General features: G+C 61.0%; 15 protein-coding genes. 11 read left to right on the top strand and 4 right to left on the bottom strand.

Translation table 11 applies throughout. The features are described 5' to 3' along the window. Nucleotides 1–5: 5 nt before the first annotated feature. Nucleotides 6–458 carry a helix-turn-helix domain-containing protein gene (locus tag BW09_RS05205; RefSeq protein WP_140463235.1) on the bottom strand — a complete coding sequence of 151 codons (453 nt, stop codon included), beginning with the start codon at nucleotides 456–458 and terminating at the stop codon, nucleotides 6–8. A gap of 451 nt (nucleotides 459–909) precedes the next feature. Here BW09_RS05205 and BW09_RS05200 point away from each other — a divergent pair, with 451 nt between their 5' ends. After that, the gene (locus BW09_RS05200; RefSeq protein ID WP_044089324.1) at nucleotides 910–2,508 is read left to right on the top strand and encodes a C69 family dipeptidase; all 1,599 of its coding nucleotides are present in this window, start codon (nucleotides 910–912) and stop codon (nucleotides 2,506–2,508) included. Nucleotides 2,509–2,915: 407 nt separating this feature from the next. On the opposite strand, the gene BW09_RS05195 is transcribed toward BW09_RS05200, so the two are convergent. Both BW09_RS05195 and BW09_RS05190 read right to left on the bottom strand, forming a co-directional pair. Continuing rightward, nucleotides 2,916–3,959, bottom strand: a complete 1,044-nt coding sequence (locus tag BW09_RS05195; RefSeq protein ID WP_140463237.1) for a glycosyltransferase family 2 protein — start codon at nucleotides 3,957–3,959, stop codon at nucleotides 2,916–2,918. A 766-nt stretch (nucleotides 3,960–4,725) separates the two neighbouring features. Beyond that, entirely contained in the window at nucleotides 4,726–5,541 is an 816-nt protein-coding gene (locus BW09_RS05190; protein ID WP_081886456.1) for a TetR/AcrR family transcriptional regulator, read from the bottom strand. Nucleotides 5,542–5,895: 354 nt separating this feature from the next. Here BW09_RS05190 and BW09_RS05185 point away from each other — a divergent pair, with 354 nt between their 5' ends. The 9 genes from BW09_RS05185 to BW09_RS05145 all read left to right on the top strand — a co-directional run bounded on the left by BW09_RS05185 (nucleotide 5,896) and on the right by BW09_RS05145 (nucleotide 15,280). Further along, nucleotides 5,896–6,597, top strand: a complete 702-nt coding sequence (locus BW09_RS05185; protein WP_140463239.1) for a DUF4064 domain-containing protein — start codon at nucleotides 5,896–5,898, stop codon at nucleotides 6,595–6,597. A gap of 111 nt (nucleotides 6,598–6,708) precedes the next feature. After that, entirely contained in the window at nucleotides 6,709–7,185 is a 477-nt protein-coding gene (locus BW09_RS05180) for a tetratricopeptide repeat protein (protein WP_241451193.1), read from the top strand. 39 nt (nucleotides 7,186–7,224) lie between these two features. Next, a complete protein-coding gene (locus tag BW09_RS05175; RefSeq protein ID WP_044089329.1) occupies nucleotides 7,225–7,641 on the top strand; it encodes a hypothetical protein in 417 nt (138 codons plus the stop codon). Between the two features lie 194 nt (nucleotides 7,642–7,835). After that, on the top strand, nucleotides 7,836–8,912 hold the full coding sequence (locus BW09_RS05170; RefSeq protein ID WP_258184996.1) for an SPFH domain-containing protein: 1,077 nt from the start codon (nucleotides 7,836–7,838) through the stop codon (nucleotides 8,910–8,912). An 8-nt stretch (nucleotides 8,913–8,920) separates the two neighbouring features. Next, nucleotides 8,921–9,631, top strand: a complete 711-nt coding sequence (locus tag BW09_RS05165) for a hypothetical protein (RefSeq protein ID WP_044089415.1) — start codon at nucleotides 8,921–8,923, stop codon at nucleotides 9,629–9,631. A gap of 119 nt (nucleotides 9,632–9,750) precedes the next feature. Then, complete coding sequence (gene ftsY / locus BW09_RS05160) at nucleotides 9,751–11,055, top strand: signal recognition particle-docking protein FtsY (protein ID WP_181161757.1); 1,305 nt, start codon at nucleotides 9,751–9,753, stop codon at nucleotides 11,053–11,055. A gap of 509 nt (nucleotides 11,056–11,564) precedes the next feature. Beyond that, a complete protein-coding gene (locus BW09_RS05155) occupies nucleotides 11,565–12,860 on the top strand; it encodes an ammonium transporter (protein ID WP_140464788.1) in 1,296 nt (431 codons plus the stop codon). 1 nt (nucleotide 12,861) lies between these two features. Next, nucleotides 12,862–13,200: a P-II family nitrogen regulator gene (locus BW09_RS05150; RefSeq protein WP_003828096.1), complete on the top strand. Its 339-nt coding sequence runs from the start codon at nucleotides 12,862–12,864 to the stop codon at nucleotides 13,198–13,200. Between the two features lie 253 nt (nucleotides 13,201–13,453). Beyond that, nucleotides 13,454–15,280, top strand: a complete 1,827-nt coding sequence (locus BW09_RS05145; RefSeq protein ID WP_140464786.1) for a nucleotidyltransferase domain-containing protein — start codon at nucleotides 13,454–13,456, stop codon at nucleotides 15,278–15,280. A gap of 76 nt (nucleotides 15,281–15,356) precedes the next feature. On the opposite strand, the gene BW09_RS05140 is transcribed toward BW09_RS05145, so the two are convergent. After that, on the bottom strand, nucleotides 15,357–16,706 hold the full coding sequence (locus tag BW09_RS05140; protein ID WP_140463272.1) for an MATE family efflux transporter: 1,350 nt from the start codon (nucleotides 16,704–16,706) through the stop codon (nucleotides 15,357–15,359). Nucleotides 16,707–17,012: 306 nt separating this feature from the next. Between BW09_RS05140 and dnaB the strand changes: the two genes are divergently transcribed. Beyond that, nucleotides 17,013–18,443 (top strand): replicative DNA helicase, encoded by a 1,431-nt coding sequence (gene dnaB, locus BW09_RS05135; RefSeq protein ID WP_044089337.1) that lies wholly within the window; start codon nucleotides 17,013–17,015, stop codon nucleotides 18,441–18,443. Nucleotides 18,444–18,652 lie beyond the last annotated feature (209 nt).

Genomic DNA, 18,652 nt, shown 5'->3' with positions numbered 1-18,652 from the left:
TTCTTCTATGTGAAGGCGACCACCTCCTTCGCCATCGAAGGAACGGGATCGTCGGACAGGCCGAGCAGCCAGTCGCTGGAAACGCGGAAATGCGACGCGATGCGCCGAATGTCGGGCAACGTCCAGTTGATGTCGCCGTTGAGCTTGCCCGTCACCGACGACTTCGACAGCCGCATGATACGAGCCAGCGCCGCGTAGCTCACATAATTCGGCTCGCCCATCAGCATGCGCACGCGGCGCGTGGTCACGCCGTCACGACGCAACTCGCGTTCGCTCGCCGCACCCTGCCCGTCCGGTACGCTTATGCCACGGTTCGAGGCGGGAACCAGCAGAAAACGGGTATCATGGGATTGAGGAACGACACCACGCCCGAACAGGACGCGCGAGGCATCGGCGAGGCCGTCAACGGCAAACACCGGCGGCAACGCGCACGCGGCGGAGGCACTGGTCCGAGACATGGAAACACGCTTTCCATGACCGGGAGCCGTTCAAATTTAATCCGTGAAGCGGGTCGGGGCAGTACGTTTAATCCCCGAAAAACCCACGACTTAAAAGGACGCTGCTCTAACCGTTGAGCTAGAGGGGCAACATTTCTAAGATACACATCTGCGCTAGACATGCCAAATCGGCGTTGCGCGTTGTGTGATCCAGTGGTCGATCATATGGGTCACAGACATACCGCCGACGTATCGCACGCCGCAAAGACCGTGTGCGGCAAGCTGCCAACCGCACACTAGTAGTCTGTTTCGTAATTGTCTGAAGGGTATTGGCCCCCTCTGACGAGGGGGCTGTCAGCGAAGCTGACTGGGGGAGAGAAAAAGCTGAATCCCTCAGCCAATTACGAGACGGACCACTAGGAAACCAACGTGAGACCGGCGCGCATCCTCCACTGGTCCTACAGTGGTCGGCATGTCATGCACCACCATTCTCATCGGCAAGAACGCCAGCTACGACGGCTCCACCATCATCGCCCGCGACGACGATTCCGGTTCCGGCCGTTACGATCCCAAACACCTCGTCGCCGTGGCGCCCGAAGACCAGCCCCGGCATTACCGCAGCGTGCTGAGCCATGTGGAAGTCGACCTGCCCGACGATCCCTGCCGGTACACCATCGCGCCGAACGTGCTACACAACCGTGGCGTACTGGCCGAGGCAGGCGCCAACGAACATAACGTGGCGATGAGCGCCACCGAAACCATCGCGGTCAACGAGCGGGTGCTCGCCGCAGACCCGCTGGTCGAATTCAAACCCGCTCAAGGTGAGCCCGGCGACCCTGATTACCGCCCCGAACAGCCGGGCGGCATCGGCGAGGAGGACATCATCACCCTCGTCCTGCCGTACGTCACCACCGCGCGAGAGGGAGTGGCCCGGTTCGGTGAACTGCTGGAGGCCTACGGCACCTATGAGTCGAACGGCGTGATTATCTCGGATGTGGACGAGATCTGGTATGTCGAGACGATCGGCGGCCATCGTTGGATCGCACGCCGTGTGCCGGACGACTGCTACGCCACCATCCCCAACCAGCTCGGCGTCGACGACTTCGACCTGACCGATGCGTTCGGCAGGCAGCGCGAATACATGTGCAGTGCGGACCTGCGCGAGTTCATCGTCGAGCATTATCTCGACCGCACGATGGGGGTGCCCGCTGTGTCTGGTGGCCGTCATTCCCACAGCGCCGGTTTCGGGGCCGTTGCCGGGGCGAACTCCGGTACAGCCAGCAATTTCAATCCGCGCAAGGTCTTCGGCACAAATACTGCCAAAGACCATATCTACAACACGCCGCGCGCCTGGTACATGCAACGTTATCTCAACCCCAGTGAGGACTGGGATTCGCCGACCGCCCGGTATACGCCGGAATCCAGCGACATCCCATGGTGCCGCGTGCCGGAAGACAAGGTGACCCTCGAGGATGTCGATTTTCTGCTCTCGAGCCATTTCGAGGGCACGCCGTACGACCCGTACGGGACCAAGGGCACCGCCGAATCGCGCCACCGCTATCGTCCGATCGGTGTGAACCGCACTGGACATATGGTGGCGATTCAGCTGCGCCCGTACGTCCCGGCGTGCAGCCGTGCGGTGATGTGGGTGTCCTTCGGTTCCGGCCCGTTCACCACCATCGCCCCGTTCTATGCGAACGTTGACGATACGCCCGCCTACCTGCGCGATACCACAGCCACCGTGTCCACCGACAACCTGTACTGGACGAACCGTCTGATCGCGGTGATCGCCGACGCGCACTGGTTCGAGACCCGCAATGCCATCGAGGGGTATGCGGAAGGCGTCCGCGCGTTCGGTCATCGTCTGGTTGAGCAGACCGATGCGCAGGTGGCCGAGGGTGGTTATGGCGACGAGGACGTGCGCGCCGTGCCGGCGGTGCTGGTGGTCACCAACGAGCGCATGGCCGACTATCTGCGCGAACATACGCTCGAGTTGCTCGACAAGGTGACGTACATCGCCAGCAATCTCATGCATAACGGCTTCGCCATGTCCGATCGCTGGACGGACTAGTTATATCCTCGGCTGAGTATGAGATTTGCCCTGCTGAGTGGTGTGTAAGCGGGGCGGATCCTCGGTGAGATGGATGATTTGCCCTGCTGGCGTCCCTCAATGGGGCAAACCCTCGGTTGGCTATGGAATTTGCCTCACTAAGAGCCTCTCAGTGAGGCAAAACAACGGGGTATGCGATGTTATGCGCCGCTGAGTGTTGCTAGCGGGGCGGATCCTCGGTCGGTCATAGGTGTTGCCCCGTTTAAGGGTATGCAGGCGCGTCAAAATCCCGATTGAACCGATGATTTGCCCCGATGGAGACGAATACGCGCAGTGACGACGCCGGATTGGCGACGTAGGCCGCGACGGATGCCTGGCCGCCGGACGAATACGCGCAGCGACGACGCCGGATTGACGACAGTGCCGAATCAGTTGAAGCCGACGACCTTCTCGGCGATGGTGTAGCCGTTGCGCACCAGCCAACGGCCGCTCTTGCCGGGGAGGTTGATTGCCCGGGACATGAGCTTGCCCCGCACGTCATGCCCGATGGTCGGCGAGTAGTCGTCAAGCGCCGCCCACAGTTCGCGTTTCTTGGCATAGTTCGCCTTGTCCCGCGACAGAATCAGGAACACCGAGGTCACGCATGATTCGATGGCCAGGAAGTGGATCATGTACCGATACAGGCCGTCCGGCACCGTGCCGCGCTCCGGCGTGGCCTCGGTCATCAGCCGGTTGACGAGCCGCAGCTGGTCCACACGGCGAATCATGACGTCCGTCTGCACGCTCTGCCCCTCGCGCCCGATGAAATAGTGGTAGAACGGCACGTCCAGATACTGTATGCGACTGACCCACGGGAACGGCTGGTACGAGTAGTAGAAGTCCACGTAGAACGTGTGCTCCGGCAGCTTGAGCCCCGAATCGCGCACCACCTGGGTGCGGAAGGTGAGCGCATGCATGATGATGTACTGCGCCAGCCCGAAATGCCCCAGGTCATCCCAGCCGAGCACACGGCCGGCCGGGATGACGCGGCGGAAGTTCACCGTGTGCTTGTGGCGCTTGGCCACCTTGTCGTAGACGTAGTTGGTGACGAGCATGTCGATGGGTTTGGCGGCCTCGCGCTGCGCCCGCAGTGTGGCCATCACGGTATTGATGGCCTGCGGGTCGACCCAGTCATCCGCATCCACCACCTTGACGTACATGCCGCGCGCCGCCGCCAGCCCTGTGTTCACTGCGCCGCCGTGTCCCTTGTTCTCCTGATGGATGGCTCGCACGATTCCGGGATTATTGCGTTCGAGCTTCTGCGCGTATGCCAGCGTGCCGTCCTTGGAACCATCGTCCACAATCAGCACTTCGATGTCCTGAGTGTCCGAGGCGGAGAGAATCGAGTTGACGCAGCGGTCAAGATAGGACTCCATATTGTATGCGGGGATTACGAAGGTGAGCGTCTTTGCCGTCGTTGCCGCGTTGGCCATACCAGTTACATCCTCACATGGTTCCATCGAAGGTTGCGAATCGCGGGCCGCGGACTGCGGGTCGTGCGAAACGCAACACGGATTTCGTTCGTTTGCTGTTCAAACCGTAGCACTTCGCCACGGTGAATGATAGGCGCGTTACGCAAGATGCCACGTCTGTTGCATATTCTGCACGCCTGCAGTATTACGCTGCCGTACTAAGACAAGGCTTGACTGGTATGTGGCGTCAGTAGTTCGTTGATGGATTGACTACCCCTCAGTCCCGCTTCGCGGGACAGCTCGTCCTGCAATCAGGGACGCGCTCCGCGCGGCATCCTGCTGGCTCGCCTGTCGGCTCGCACGTTGCCTACAAACAGCTCCGCTGTTTGCTTCACGGCAACGGTCCCGCAATCACGGACGCGCTCCGCGCGGCATCCTGCTGGCTCGCCTGTTGGCTCGCACGTTGCCTACAAACAGCTCCGCTGTTTGCTTCACGGCAACGGTCCCGCAATCACGGACGCGCTCCGCGCGGCATCCTGCTGGCTCGCCTGTTGGCTCGCACGTTGCCTACAAACAGCTCCGCTGTTTGCTTCACGGCAACGTCCTGACAAGGGGAGCCGGAAAGAGATACAAGCAACGAACTTCTGACGCAGGATACTAGGTTGGTCAGGATTGGCCACGGCTGGTCAGCTCTAACAGGACCGGGGCTCGGCGATGGCCAGTAACTGCGGCGGCTTGTCGGACAGTGTGAATGTGTCGCTTGGCTGTCCGGCGTCCTACTCGCGTCCTACTCGGTGATGTTCTCGCCGGCCGGATTGCCGTTCATGGCATCGGTCTCGTTGCTCGCGCTGGCGTCGTCAACGTCGGTGCCCGTGCTGCTGACGGTGTCAATGACACTGTCAGCGCTGTCACACGATATCGCCGGCAGCTCGCGCTGGCTACCGCGTTGCCTCCGCTGCGCTTCACGCTCGGCCTCACGCTGCGCCTCGCGTTGTGCCCGCGCGCCCTCGAACAGCAGCTGCGGCTTGGAATTGAGCCGGCTCAGACCGTGCCACGCCAAGTCCACGATGTACGCTGCGAGCTGTTCCTTGCTTACCTTCGGCCGGTCTGCCCAGTACTGGCCGGTGAATACGGTCATGCCCACCAGCATCTGCGCGTAGTACGGCACGCCCTTGACGGACAGCTTCTGTCGCTTGAAGGTGTCGGAGAGGATGTCCTCGACCCTCAGTGAGATATCGCCCAGCAACGAGTTGAACGATCCGGACGGGTCGGTGCTGGGGGAGTCGCGCACCAGCACCTGGAAGCCCTCCGCGTTCTCCTCGATGTAGGTGAGCAACGCCAGCGCGGTCCGTTCCACGATGCGGCGCGGGTGGATGTCCGGATTATCCAGCGCCTCGGTGAGCGTGGTGGTCAGCGCGCGCATCTCGCGGTCCACGATTACCGCGTAAAGACCCTCCTTGCCGCCGAAATGCTCGTAGACAATAGGCTTGGAAACCTTGGCGTGCGCGGCGATCTCCTCGACGCTCACCGCCTCGAACCCTTTGGCGGCGAACAGGGAACGGCCTACTGCGATGAGCTGTTCGCGTCGCTGCAGCGACGTCATACGTGAGGAATGTGCCATAGCGTTCAGCTTAGCCGGTGGGCGGGCCGGTTGGAATCGGCGGTGCCGGTGGGAGTGAAATTGGTTGCGGGTGACTTACCTCGGCTTATACGCAGCTGCCCATACGAAGTGGCTCATACGCAGCTGCCCATATGTAAAAAGATGGACAAAGTGCGTTTTCTGTCATATATGAGTGGCAAAATCATCATCGACAGGCATAGTGCCTGTTTCTCAGGAAGGAGGCTGATATGACCGTTGCATATACCCGCTCGGTGATGTCAACTATGCGTGGGGGGGGGTCTCTCCTGAGCTAGTGGTGTTCGTCAGCCTTCTGAGAGTCCGAAGAAGGTAAATACCATGGCGAATACGTACAAAGACGATATTGCGTCTCTCGATAACGATTACTCTGTCGGTGTCCAGAAGGCATATGATGCCGCGAAACAGCAGCTTGCGCAGGTGAATACTGCCAATCTTGAAGGCACTGACCGTGCGCTTCCGCAGGATCTGGGCAATAAGCTGGATTCGACGTTCACTCAGTTCGCGCAGGCCAAGCAGCAGAAGAGCGCTGAAATCACTCCGAAGAAAGAGGCTCTGAAGAAGCGTCATCTGATCTTCCTGCTGGTGCAGCTCGCGCTGATCGTACTGGGTCTTATCATCGCTTTCAAGGCCGGCGGCGACAGCGCGGGCATGTTCGGATGGCTGATGCTGATCGCCGGAATCGTCTGCCACTTCATCTTCTCCTCCATGGACAAGAAGGCCGCCGCCGCGCTGGCTCAGGAATGGCGCTCGCTGTTCGGTGCGTATCAGGCGACGTTCGGCCACAAGGAGACTCTGCACCAGTCCGCCAGCGGACTGTACAAGGACATCGACGACCTGTACCTGCGCAGCCTGGATCCGCAGCAGCGTGGCTTCGAGATGCAGAACCGCCAGCTACAGAAGCAGATGGAGGCGCAGAACGAGCAGCATGAGCAGGCCATGGCCATGCAGGCTGCCCAGATGAAGCAGATGCAGAGCATGATTGACGAGCAGCGCAACACGAACGCGATGCTGCGCGGCTAATCAAATATGGTATCGGTGAATGATCAGATGGAATGCCCCGGTTGCGGGGCTTCCGTCGCTTTACGGGATGAAGTGTGCGCCTTCTGCGGTAGAAAGCTCACATTCACTTCCTTGAATTTCAAGGAAGTGCGAAAAGCCACGTACAAGGAGTCGGCGAAATTCCTGGACGCATACAAGGGCGCGTTGAAGAATTCCCCCGACAACCCCGAAGTACTGGCTTCGTTGGGCTATGTGCTTCTGGACCGAGGGCAGTATGCAGAGGCGGCCGACACGCTCGATAAGGCCGCGGCCAACGGAGCGGACAATCCGGACGTGCTGTTCCGAGCGGCGCTCGCCAGATACAAGACGAAACGACCATTCCAAATCACGCTGCGTGAGGCGGAGAAGATCATCGCCTGCATCGATTCGGCGATCGCCATGGAACCTCATCCTGAATATCTGTTCGTTAAGGCGGAGCTCATCAAACAGTTATTTGAACGGCGTTTCGTCCGGTACCGGGAACGCTCATCCGATGTGTTGGCTCAAGCGAACTCGTCCGGTTTGTCGGCCAGCGACCGGGCGGATTTGGAATCATTGCTCAACGGGTGAAGCAACGAGTCGCCGCATAGGCATGGAGAGAAATGGATTATGGCAGTTTATAGCTTTCAGGAAATGATACGATGCCGCAAGGAAATGGCGATGAAAGCCTGCGGCATCTTTGATGAAGAGGAAGTCGGGCGCATCGACCCGATTTCATACGCCGAAAAATCCGGTGATCATTTCTTCGTCACCGTCTGGATGTTCGGTAACAAGAAGATCTACTCGGCGATGATGGAGATACTTCCCGGGAATTGGCCCGATCCGGAGAGCGGATACGGGAGGGCGTTCTTCGATGTCTACCGTTTCAAAAACATCAATGACATTCGAGTGGATGATTACGGCTGCGTCATCACATTGAACACGGGAAAGAAGCTCGAGCTGAACTCGAACTGTTTGGAAGGCAAGGATGCCTTCGCGTTCTCGGCGCATGGCCTTGTCAGCCTTTGGGACGAATACGACGACTGACAAGGCCGTGAACCAGGCCTCCCATACATGGGCTGGGCGGATACGCCCGTCCAGCCCATGACTACAAGAGTAATTCGGCGCTGAAAAGGAACATGGCGATGGCACTATTCGGTAAAAATCCTAATGAAATCAATTACGTAGGTGGGGAAAAACACTTTGCCGATGTCATAAAAAACAGGTCGGCAAATGACACATTGATCTTCCGCAATCCCGAAGAGGATTTCAATCATGGCTCCACTCTGGTGGTGCAACCCGGCGAACAGGCGATATTCGTCAATGAGGGCAATATCGAGCAGGTGTTCGATCAGGGCACGTATACGTTGACCACCTCCAATTACCCCTTCATTTCACGGTTGCGTAACGCGCTTTCCGGGGGAATCTCCACATTCAACTGCGTGGTGTATTTCGTCCGCATCGCTACGAGCCGTGAAATCATGTGGGGCACCGATACGCCGATCAAAGTCATGGACAAGGCGTATGGCGATCAGTTCACTGGCGTCGGCGTGGAAACCGAGGTCGGGGCTCGGGGTTCGTACAGGGTCAAGGTTTCAGATGCGGGACTGTTCCTGACCACTCTCATTGGCGGCAACTATGACCTGACCGATCAGGAGAGTCTCCGTGATTTCTTCAGGAACCAGTTCCTGAGCCATATTCTGGCATTCCTGACTCGTGAACTGACCAATTGGAACCAGCCGCTGATCAGCGCTCCGGCCAACGTGATCGCGTACTCCCAGTCGATTCAGAAGGAACTCGAGCCGGTTGCGGGCGAGTATGGTCTGGAGATGCTGAACTTCAACATCTCCGGAATGAAGATCTTCGACAATGAGGAGAGGCGGCAGGCTCAGGCTCTGGCGACGAAGAACCGCGAACAGTACTTCGGGCAGATGGCTGCGGGCGCAGGTGCCGCTGCGGCGGCGGTCGGCCAGCAGCAGGCGTATCAGACGCTGGGCACCAATTACCAGCAGGCGCAGGTGCTGGAGGCGATGAATCAGGCCGCAGCGAATCCGGGTGGCGAGAGCGGTGCGCTGATGGGCGCCGGCATGGGGCTGACCATGGGCGCCGGATTGGGGCAGATGATTCCCGGGCTTATGGGACAGACCCTGCAGGCCGCGGCTGCGGCACCGGGGGCGTCCGGCACCGCAGCTCAGCCGTCCGCGAGCAAGGGCGACCCCATGGAACGTCTGTCGAAATTGAAGCAAATGTCGGATGCCGGACTCATCAGCACCGAGGAATATGAGTCCAAGAAGGCAGAAATCCTCAAGGAGCTGTGAACACGACCATGACACGTTATCTTTCTTCGATCATCGCGACGGTATTCTTTGCGGTGGCGATTGCGGCGTTCGGCTTCCAGCTGGCTGTTTTCGAGTTCGCACCCATTGCCCAGTACGTCGTGCTGTCGTTCATGCTGGTGTTCACCGTCCTCATCTGGGTTGCCGACGCGCAAGCGAGCCGTCAAATGGTGGGGCGCGACCTGTACCACCGCATCATAGCCGAGAACGGTCTGTTCCCCATCGTCGGATACCTCGTGCAGTGCGTGTTCGCGCTGTTGTATGGTCTCGCATGGAACACGGTGCTTAACCCGGTGGCCACCGGATTGCGGCTCGTTTTGCCGAAGGGCTTGTTCCTCCCTCTGATCGTCGAACTGGTTATTACCGCCGTGGTCGTGGTGTTCTGGCTGGGCAACGTCCGGGCGAACGATCACACCGCGCTGCAGCACGTCGAACATGAAGCGAAGATTTCCAGCAAGGAGCAGCTCAAAGGGCAGGTGCTGCTACTCAAGCAGCGTGTCGGCTCCGCTGATTCGAGCAAGGCCGAGACAATGCGTTTCATCGAGCAGAAAGTCTCCGCGCTCCCATTGAATCCCTCCGCGTCGGCGCTGCCGTTATACCAGCAGGCGATTCAGCTGATTATCGCCGCGAACCAGACACCGGGAGAGGTGACGCTGGAGACGCTGGAGAACATCAAGCGCGCCGTCGCCATGGTGCGCTGAGCCTATCCGCATTTCGTTACTTCAGGCCGTGGCGCTGATAAGAACGCCGCGGCCTTCTTTGATGTGTGCGCATGATGTGTGCGGAAAGCAATACCAAGGCGTGCGTAGACTTGGCAGGTATGGATACGAATACTTTGCTCGCCATTGTTGGCGTGATTGTGGTGGCGGTCGTACTGATCGCCCTGAGCATCTGGCTGTCCAAGTCCCGCAAACGTGACCTCGATCGCGCGATGGGTCAGCAAGCCCCGGATGACAAGCGGACCCGTGACGCCAAGGCCGCGGCGGATGCTCGTTTGGCTGCTGAAGCGGAGGCCGAGGCTGCGGCATCCGCGCAGTCCGGCCAGAAACCGGCGTCTCATGCCTCCGGTGCGGATGATGGATCCGCTGCGTCTGCCGGTGCTGCTGCCTCAGAGGTCACCGCGGAATCCGCGACTGCGACGCAACCTAAGCCCGCCGCGCACGCTTCCGCCCCAGTCGCACCTAAAACCGAATCCCCGGAATCCATCGGTTCCCGACTGACACGATTGAAGGCGAAGCTCGCCAAGTCCGACAACCCGTTCGGTAAGGCGCTGTTCAACATCCTGACCAAGGACAATCTGTCCGAATCCGACTGGGAGGACGTCGAGGACACGCTGCTGCTGGCCGACGTTGGCGCGGACGCCTCCGCCCAGCTGGTCGACGATCTGCGTACGGACGCCCGTGTCAACGGCCGATCTGACCCGGAAGAGGTGCGTGCCACCCTCAAGGAGAAGCTGCTCGATCTGGTCGGCCGCGACACTGATCGTCGCCTCAACGCCGAAAAACCGGGCGCGGACAAGCCGTCCGTCATCATCATGGTCGGCGTGAACGGCACCGGTAAGACCACCACCGCAGGCAAGCTGGCGCGTCTGTTCGTGGCGGAGGGCAAGAACGTGGTGCTCGGCGCGGCCGACACCTTCCGCGCCGCCGCCGCCGACCAGCTCGAGACCTGGGGAGCCCGCGTGAACGTGCCGGTCGTCCGTTCGGACAAGGACGGCGCAGACCCCGCCTCGGTGGCGTTCGAGGCTGCAGGCAAGGCCAAGGAATCCCAAGCGGACGTGCTTATCATCGACACCGCGGGCCGACTCCAGAACAAGGCCAATCTCATGGACGAGCTCGGCAAGATCCGGCGCGTCACCGAAAAACAGCTGCCGGTCGCCGAAGTGTTGCTCGTGCTCGACGCCACCACCGGCCAGAACGGCATGGCCCAGGCCAAGGTGTTCGCCGAGGCCATCGGCATCACCGGCGTGGTGCTCTCCAAGCTGGACGGTTCGGCCAAGGGTGGCATCGTGATCTCCGTGCAGAAGGAGCTCGGCGTGCCGGTCAAGCTCGTCGGCCTCGGCGAAGGCCCGGACGACCTCGCCCCGTTCGATCCGGAAGGCTTCGTGGACGGCATCCTCGCTTAGTGGATCGTCTTCTTCGGGTCTCTCCCCCAGTCAGCTACGCTGACAGCCCCCTCATCAGAGGGGGCCATAGCCGTACGGACGCGCTGCGCGCGCGGTTTGCTGGCTCGTCTGTAGGCAACGTTCCGTCAGAGGGGGCGATAGCACGGCGCATGTCATTTGAACGATTACGAGAGACGCTGCCAGTGTGACTGACGGTCTTGCGTCCACGTTGTGAACGCTCGGGAGCGGCATCCGATGACAAACCAAGCCCTGAATCATGTTCGTAACATGGTTCAGGGCCTTTTCATACGCCTAGGAATAACGCCGAAATCCAGTCGCCGAGCATGGCGGAAACCCCCAGTCATGCTTAACAATCGCGTAACGTGCCGTAACGAAACCAAAATGCATCCGGCTTTTACTGACAAACTGTTAGCCCCCACAAGGGGGACGGCATGTAGTGGAATACAGACGCCGACCGTCCGGCTTGAAACCCGGCTCTCGACGCCATGAACAAAGAGAGGGAGGTAGACATGGAAGCGCTTGATTCCGGAAACACCGCATGGATCCTTACATCCGCGTCCCTGGTTTTCCTCATGACGCCGGGTGTGGCGTTCTTCTATGGCGGCATGGTTCGTGCCAAGGCCGTTCTGAATATGCTGATGCTTGAGGCGGCCGCACTGTCGGTCACCATGATTATCTGGACCCTGTGGGGTTGGTCCATCGCCTACGCCGGCAATGACATCGGCGGCATCTTCGGCGACCCGGCCAGCGGATTCCTGCTCAAGGATTCCATGGTGGCCCAGGATGGCGTGTTCACCACCACCGGCCTCAATGCCAACAACTACCCGGTGTCCGTGGACGTCGCCTTCCAGGTGGCCTTCGCCATGATCACCGTCGGCCTGATCTGCGGTGCCATCGCCGAGCGTGTCAAGTACAGCACCTGGATGATTTTCGTGGCCCTGTGGATCACCTTCGACTACGCTCCTATGGCTCACATGGTGTGGAATGACGGTCTGCTGTCCGCTGACGGCGCGATTTCCAAGGCCATCGGCGCCGCCGCCCACGATTTCGCAGGTGGTACTGTCGTCCACATCAACGCCGCAGTCGCCGCCCTGATCATCGTGCTCATCATCGGCAAGCGCAAGGGCTTCGGCACCCAGCCGTTCCGTCCGCACAACGTGCCGTTCGTGATGCTCGGCGCCTTCCTCCTGTGGTTCGGCTGGTTCGGCTTCAACGCCGGTTCCGCCTTCGCAGCCAACGGCACCGCCGGCTATGCCTGGGTCTCCACCTCGGCCGCAACCGCCGCCGCCATGCTCTCCTGGGGCTTCACTGAGAAGATTCGCTCTGGCCACTACACCGCCATGGGCGCTGCCTCCGGTATGGTCGCCGGCCTGGTCGGCATCACGCCGGCCGCCGATGTGGTCTCCCCGTTGTGGGCCATCGTGCTCGGCGCGATCGTCGGCATCCTGACCTGCCTCGCCTGCGGTCTGAAGTTCAAGTTCGGTTACGACGACTCCCTCGATGTGGTCGGCGTGCACGGCGTCGGCGGTTTCACCGGCACCCTGCTCATCGGCTTCTTCGGTGAAGGCACCGGCCTGCTGGCCGGCGGCGACTGGAAGCAGCTCGTCGTGCAGCTGGTCATCGCCCTCGTCGCCATCCTCTACTCCGCAGTGATCACCGCGATCATCGCCTTCGCTCTGGAGAAGACCATCGGCTGGCGTGTCACCGAAGCTCAGGAAGTCAGCGGCATCGACCTTGTCGATCAGGGCGAACGCGCTTACGATTTTGCTGGTACTGCCAGCTCCGTTCTCAAGGAGGTGAAGTGAGATGAAGCTGATCACCGCTATCATCCAGCCCCATAAGCTCGACGACGTCAAGGAAGCTCTCGCAGCTGCCGGCGTGCACGGTCTGACCGTGTCCGAAGCCAATGGCTACGGCCGTCAGCGCGGCCACACCGAGGTCTACCGCGGTGCCGAATACACGGTGGATCTGATTCCGAAGATCCGCATCGAGGTCCTGGCCGATGACGCCGACGCCGAGACGCTGGTCGGTGTGATCGTCAAGTCCGCCGGCTCCGGCACCATCGGCGACGGCAAGGTGTGGGTCGCCCCACTGGATTCCGTGACCCGCGTGCGTACCGGTGAGACCGGTTCCGCCGCCATCTGATAAGTCGTCCGGGCTTCCGGTGGTATGCAGGAGTTCGGACTATCGATAAGACAAGGTCCCCGCACGTTGCGATTGTCGCCGTGCGGGGACTGTCATATGTGGGTTGTTTCCCATTCGGACATGGGGATAACTCGTGGGTACTGCTGCAACTGCGTTACAAGGGGCTGTTTGGCCGCTGCGGGAAGGTGTTCCGAAAAGCCTGAAACAGCCCCTCGTAACGCAGAAGCGCACATCTGAAGAAAGATCTGAGGCAATGACTTCGGCAGTAGATGGTTTGAAGCAACGATTTATGGCGATGAGCCAGCCGGATGACGACGGTGTCTACCGGAACGGCCCGGCAAAGCGTGCAGCACGCACCGAACTGGCCATGCAGTGCCTCACGCAGCTGTGGGATGAGGCGTGCGCGGCCGTCTCGTTCACCGTGCCGGTGGCCGGCATCGGCTTCGCGGCGGTCGGTTCGCTGGCACGTGGTCAGATTGGTCCCAGCTCCGACTTGGATCTGGTCATCATCTATGAGCCGCGCGCCGTGAACGACCAGCAGCTCAACGAGCTGGCCAACAAACTCTGGTATCCGCTCTGGGACAGCGGCCTCGACCTTGACCATTCCATTCGTACCCGTACCCAGTGCGAGGAGGTCACCGACCATGACCTGCCGGCTGCGATGGGATGGTTGGATGTCAAGCCCATCGCCGGCGACACCGAGCTTATCCGCACCACGGCTGCGTCCATCCTCGAGCGTTGGCGCAAGGCGGCACGCAAACGCCTGCCCGAACTGCTGGACTCCGCCAAATCACGCCTTGACGAGTTCGCAAGGCTGCAGTACGTCAACCAACCGGACATCAAGGAGGCGCGTGGCGGTCTGCGCGATTCGGTGCTGATCTCCGCCCTGGCCACATCATGGCTGGCCGATCGTCCGCACGGCAGCTATGACGAAGCCGTGGAGCGTCTGCTTGACGTGCGCGACTGCATCCATCTGGTAGCCAACAAGGACACCAATCTGCTGCTCACCCCGTATCAGGCCAAGGTGGCCGCCATGCTCGGCCTTGCCGACCCGACATGGCCGGAAGACGAACGTGCCGCCTATTCGATTGACGATCTGCAGACGCTGCTCGCCCGGCTCGGTCGCCGCATCTCCTTTGCGCTGGATTCCACCGCATCCCGCGCCGAGCATTCGCTGACCCACGAGAAGCCTCGGTTCGCGTTCTTCCAGATGTTCTCCCAGCGTGCCGGCGGCAAACGCGAGGCCCCGCAGTTCGACATCGTGGCCCCCGGCATCGCCAAGCACGAAGGCGAATTGGTGCTCGCCCCCGGCGTCGAACCAGCCAAGGACGCCAAACTGGCGTTGCGCATGGCTGTGGCCTCGGGCGAATTCGGCCTGCCCATCAATCCGTCCACGCTGGTCAATCTCAAGAAATGTCCGATTCGTGACAACCAATGGGACGCTGAATCCCGTGAACTGTTCGTACGGCTGCTCGCCTGCGGGCCGGAGCTCATGAATGTGTGGGAAAGCATCGACTTCGTGGACATCCCGGGCCGATGGATGCCGGAATGGCTGGGCATCCGCAACCGTCCGTCCGCATCGGCCGCCCACCGGTACACCATCGACCGCCATATGGTCGAGGTCACCTCGCGCATCACGCGTGACACCCCGTCCGGCGGCCGTTACGATGACGAGCATTATCAGACGCTGCTGCTCGCCGCCATCACGCACGACATCGGCAAACGCGCGTTCGTGGCCGACCACGCGGCCGAAGGGGCCCGCCATGTTCCGGTGATCCTCAAACGTATGGGGTATGCGCAGAACATCATCGACTGGGCCACGATTCTGGTCCGCGAGCACCTGACGCTTTCCGAATACGCCACCGGCAAGGACCCCAATGACCCCGCAACGGCGGCCGAACTGACCGACCGCCTGCACCATGACAAGCTGCTGCTGGATATGCTCTTCGACCTGACCCGGGCTGATGGCTCATCCCTCGGTGCCACCGCCGGCGAGTCAATCACCAAGAAATACGGATGGTCCAAGTGGCGCGAGCAGATCGTGCACACCATGTACGCCTCCGTGCGCGCCGCCATGTAGCAATCCGAGCCTCCTCTGACGAGGGGCTCCCGGCGCAGCCGGGTGGGGGGAGAGAAGACAGTCGTAATTGTTGTGACTACCGCATCCACCCATCACCTCGCACGCGCAGCCCATTGAACAGTCCGCGCCCGCCCATCAGCACCATGTTGAACGCGGTCCACAGCACAGCGGTGCGCAGCAGATCGTTCGGCAGCTGCGGGGCCACGCCGCCGGCCACGATTGCAAGGACGGCGATGTACACCAGCGCCGTCAGTGTGCAGGTGCCCGCCAGATACCGATAATCGCGTGCTCCGATGAGGATGCCGTCAATCGCCATCATCCAGCCCTGCAGCGGGAAGAAGACGCCCATCGTGACCATGCCCACGGCCACCAGAATCTGGATGCTCGCGGTTGGGGAGAAGAAGCGTCCGGCAAACAAGCCAATCGCGGCGAATCCCACGCCGATGACCGCCCCGACCATCAGTCCCGCACGGCCGGTTGCGCGGGTAAGCGTCCGGGCCTGGTTCCGGTCGCCGGCGCCGAGCGCGGTGGCCACCAACGTCTGACCGGCGATGCCCACTGAATCCAGCATGTTCATCGCGAAGTTCCATGAGGAATTCACGGCCTGGAAGCCTGCCAGCACCGCAGTGCCCATGCGGGCCGCGCAGGCGACCGTGGCCACCATCGCCGCGCGAATCGCCAGCGTACGGATGAACAACGGTAGTCCGTCGCCGCCGGCGGCCGCGATACCTTGCAATCGGGGCTGCAGGCTCGCCCCGTCCGCCCGAGCCCACAGGATGGCCGGCACCACCAGAAACAGTCCCATATACCATTGCGCAATCAACGTGGCCACGCCCGAACCGGCGATACCCCAGCGGAACACGAACACGAAGAGCATATCAAGCGCGGTGTTCAGCACCGCGCCGCTCACCGCCGCGATCAGCGTGATGCGGACTTTCTGCAGTCCGCGGAAGATGCCGTTGGCGGCATACACCAGCAGCATGCCTGGTGCGCCCAGGACTATCGCGCGCGTGTAGGTCGTGGCCTGCGTCAGCACAGCGCCGCTGCCTCCAAGCGCCCGGCACAATGGCTCGGCAGCCGCAAACAGGCCGATCGCAAGTACCGTACCGATGCCCAATGCCAGCCATAGGCCGTCGATGCCGGCCTGCAGGCCCTCGCGTCGGCGGCCCGCGCCGAGCAGATGCGCCACTTGCGCCGTGGTGGAGTAGGCAAGGAAGATGCACAGGCCCACGGCGGTCAGGATGATGGTGGAGCCGATGGACAGGCCGGCCAGCGCGGCGTCGCCGATATGCCCCACGATCGCCGTGTCGATGAGGATGAACGTGGGCTCGGCGATGAGCTGGCCGAAGGTGGGCAGCGCCAGCGCGAGAATCCGTCGGTTCGTCTCGCGGGAGGATGGGGATTGGTGATGCACGTCCGCTTGCATATCATGCTTGACTACGTTGCGCAACCTGCCTCCTTCACGCCGAAAGGTTATCCCCAGACTATCCACCAAGTTATCCCCATTATGTGGATAACTCAGTGGATTATCCACCTAGTTATCCCCAAAATGTGGATAACTAATTTTTCTATCCACATTTGTGCCCCGCGCGTGTCGCGGCGCTGACTTCAGGGTGAATTCCATATGAACGGCTCGCGTACGGAGTGCTTACGGCGAGCTGATGGTTCGACGACGATTCGATGAACGGCTTGCTGACGGTTCATACACATCGAGCTCTTATACTTGGGGGCTATGGCAGAAGGAAGTGAACGTTCGTATCAGGATGGGTACGGCGGCGACCGCGCGCGCGGTGGCCAGGGCCCGACTACATCGGGCGACCCGATTTTCGACCGTGTCCCTCCGCATGACGACGATGCGGAGATGGCGGTGCTCGGCGGCATGCTGATGAGCAAGGACGCCATCGGCGAAGTCTCGCAGACCATCGACGTCAACGATTTCTATCAGCCCAAGCATCAGACGATTTATACGGCGATCATCGACCTGTTCTCCGCCAGTCAGCCGGTGGACGTGGTGCTGGTGGCCAATCAGCTGCTGGCGGACGGCAATCTGGACAAGGTGGGCGGCGCCGATTACCTGCACAGTCTGGTGGCTTCGGTGCCCACCGCCGCCAACGCCATGTATTATGCGGAGATCGTCCATCAGCGGGCGATTCTGCGCAATGTGATCGCCGCCGGCACCAAGATTGCGCAGCTGGGCTATTCCGCTGAGGGTTCGCAGGCTGAGGATGTGGTGAATCTCGCCCAATCCGAGGTCTATGAGATGTCGATGGGCAAGGTGCGGCAGGATTATTCCGCCATCGGCCCGGTGGTGCATGACGCCCTCGACCAGCTGGACAAGCTTCAGCAGGGCTTGGTGAACAAGGGTGTGCCGACCGGGTTCCGCGACATCGATGATGTGACGCAGGGCCTGCAGCCTGGACAGATGGTCGTCGTCGCGGGACGTCCGGCCATGGGCAAGTCCACGCTCGGCATCGATTTCGCGCGCGCGGCCTCCCTGCACCACAACATGACCACGATCGTCTTCAGCCTCGAGATGAGCAAGGTGGAGCTCGCCCAGCGCATCATCTCCGCCGAGACGAACATCCCGATGGCTGCGCTGCGCCGCGCGGACGACATCACGCCCGAGCGCTGGAACACGCTGAACCAGTTCTGGACCAAGATGCAGAACGCGCCGCTGTTCATCGACGACAGTCCGAATATGTCCCTGATGGAGATTCGTGCGAAGTGCCGCCGCCTCAAGCAGACCAATGACCTGAAGCTCGTGGTCATCGATTACCTGCAGCTCATGACCTCCGGCAAGGCCGTCGAATCCCGCCAGCAGGAGGTTTCCGAGTTCTCCCGCGCGCTGAAGCTGCTCGCCAAGGAGCTGGAGGTGCCGGTAGTGGCCCTGTCCCAGCTGAACCGTGGTCCCGAAATGCGCAACGACAAGAAGCCGCAGCTGTCCGACCTGCGTGAATCCGGTTCCATCGAACAGGACGCCGACGTGGTGTTCCTGGTGCACCGACCGGACTTCTATGATAAAGAGGACCGTCCGGGCGAGGCGGACATCATCATGGCCAAGCACCGTAATGGTCCGACCGAGACCTTCCATCTCGCCTTCCTCGGCGCCACGTCCAAGTTCAAGGACATGCCGCAGGACTACAACGCCAACCAGGGGGTGTGATCATGGCCGATGCCAAGCATGAGCCGGATGCAGTGCCGAGTACTGCTTCTGATGCGCCGCAGCATGGTGTGCAAGGCAGTGCACAGCATGTTTCACGAGATGTTCCACACGCTGAACAGCATGTTTCACATGCTGTTTCACATACTGTTGCGCATGATGGGACTTCTATCGGGGAACCGCAGGGGCAGATGAACTCGGATGAAGCGACT

It is taken from the genome of Bifidobacterium sp. UTCIF-1, assembly GCF_006408915.1.
Classification (GTDB): Bacteria; Actinomycetota; Actinomycetes; order Actinomycetales; family Bifidobacteriaceae; genus Bifidobacterium; species Bifidobacterium reuteri.
Note: the sequence above shows the minus strand (reverse complement) of the source record. Positions and strands in the feature narration are given on the sequence as shown.

Coding starts and splice junctions, on each gene's coding strand:
- BW09_RS05205 (WP_140463235.1), bottom strand. CDS start 458: ATGTCTCGGACCAGTGCCTCCGCCGCGTGCGCGTTGCCGCCGGTGTTT.
- BW09_RS05200 (WP_044089324.1), top strand. CDS start 910: ATGTCATGCACCACCATTCTCATCGGCAAGAACGCCAGCTACGACGGC.
- BW09_RS05195 (WP_140463237.1), bottom strand. CDS start 3,959: ATGGCCAACGCGGCAACGACGGCAAAGACGCTCACCTTCGTAATCCCC.
- BW09_RS05190 (WP_081886456.1), bottom strand. CDS start 5,541: ATGACGTCGCTGCAGCGACGCGAACAGCTCATCGCAGTAGGCCGTTCC.
- BW09_RS05185 (WP_140463239.1), top strand. CDS start 5,896: ATGGCGAATACGTACAAAGACGATATTGCGTCTCTCGATAACGATTAC.
- BW09_RS05175 (WP_044089329.1), top strand. CDS start 7,225: ATGGCAGTTTATAGCTTTCAGGAAATGATACGATGCCGCAAGGAAATG.
- BW09_RS05165 (WP_044089415.1), top strand. CDS start 8,921: ATGACACGTTATCTTTCTTCGATCATCGCGACGGTATTCTTTGCGGTG.
- ftsY (WP_181161757.1), top strand. CDS start 9,751: ATGGATACGAATACTTTGCTCGCCATTGTTGGCGTGATTGTGGTGGCG.
- BW09_RS05155 (WP_140464788.1), top strand. CDS start 11,565: ATGGAAGCGCTTGATTCCGGAAACACCGCATGGATCCTTACATCCGCG.
- BW09_RS05150 (WP_003828096.1), top strand. CDS start 12,862: ATGAAGCTGATCACCGCTATCATCCAGCCCCATAAGCTCGACGACGTC.
- BW09_RS05145 (WP_140464786.1), top strand. CDS start 13,454: ATGACTTCGGCAGTAGATGGTTTGAAGCAACGATTTATGGCGATGAGC.
- BW09_RS05140 (WP_140463272.1), bottom strand. CDS start 16,706: ATGCAAGCGGACGTGCATCACCAATCCCCATCCTCCCGCGAGACGAAC.
- dnaB (WP_044089337.1), top strand. CDS start 17,013: ATGGCAGAAGGAAGTGAACGTTCGTATCAGGATGGGTACGGCGGCGAC.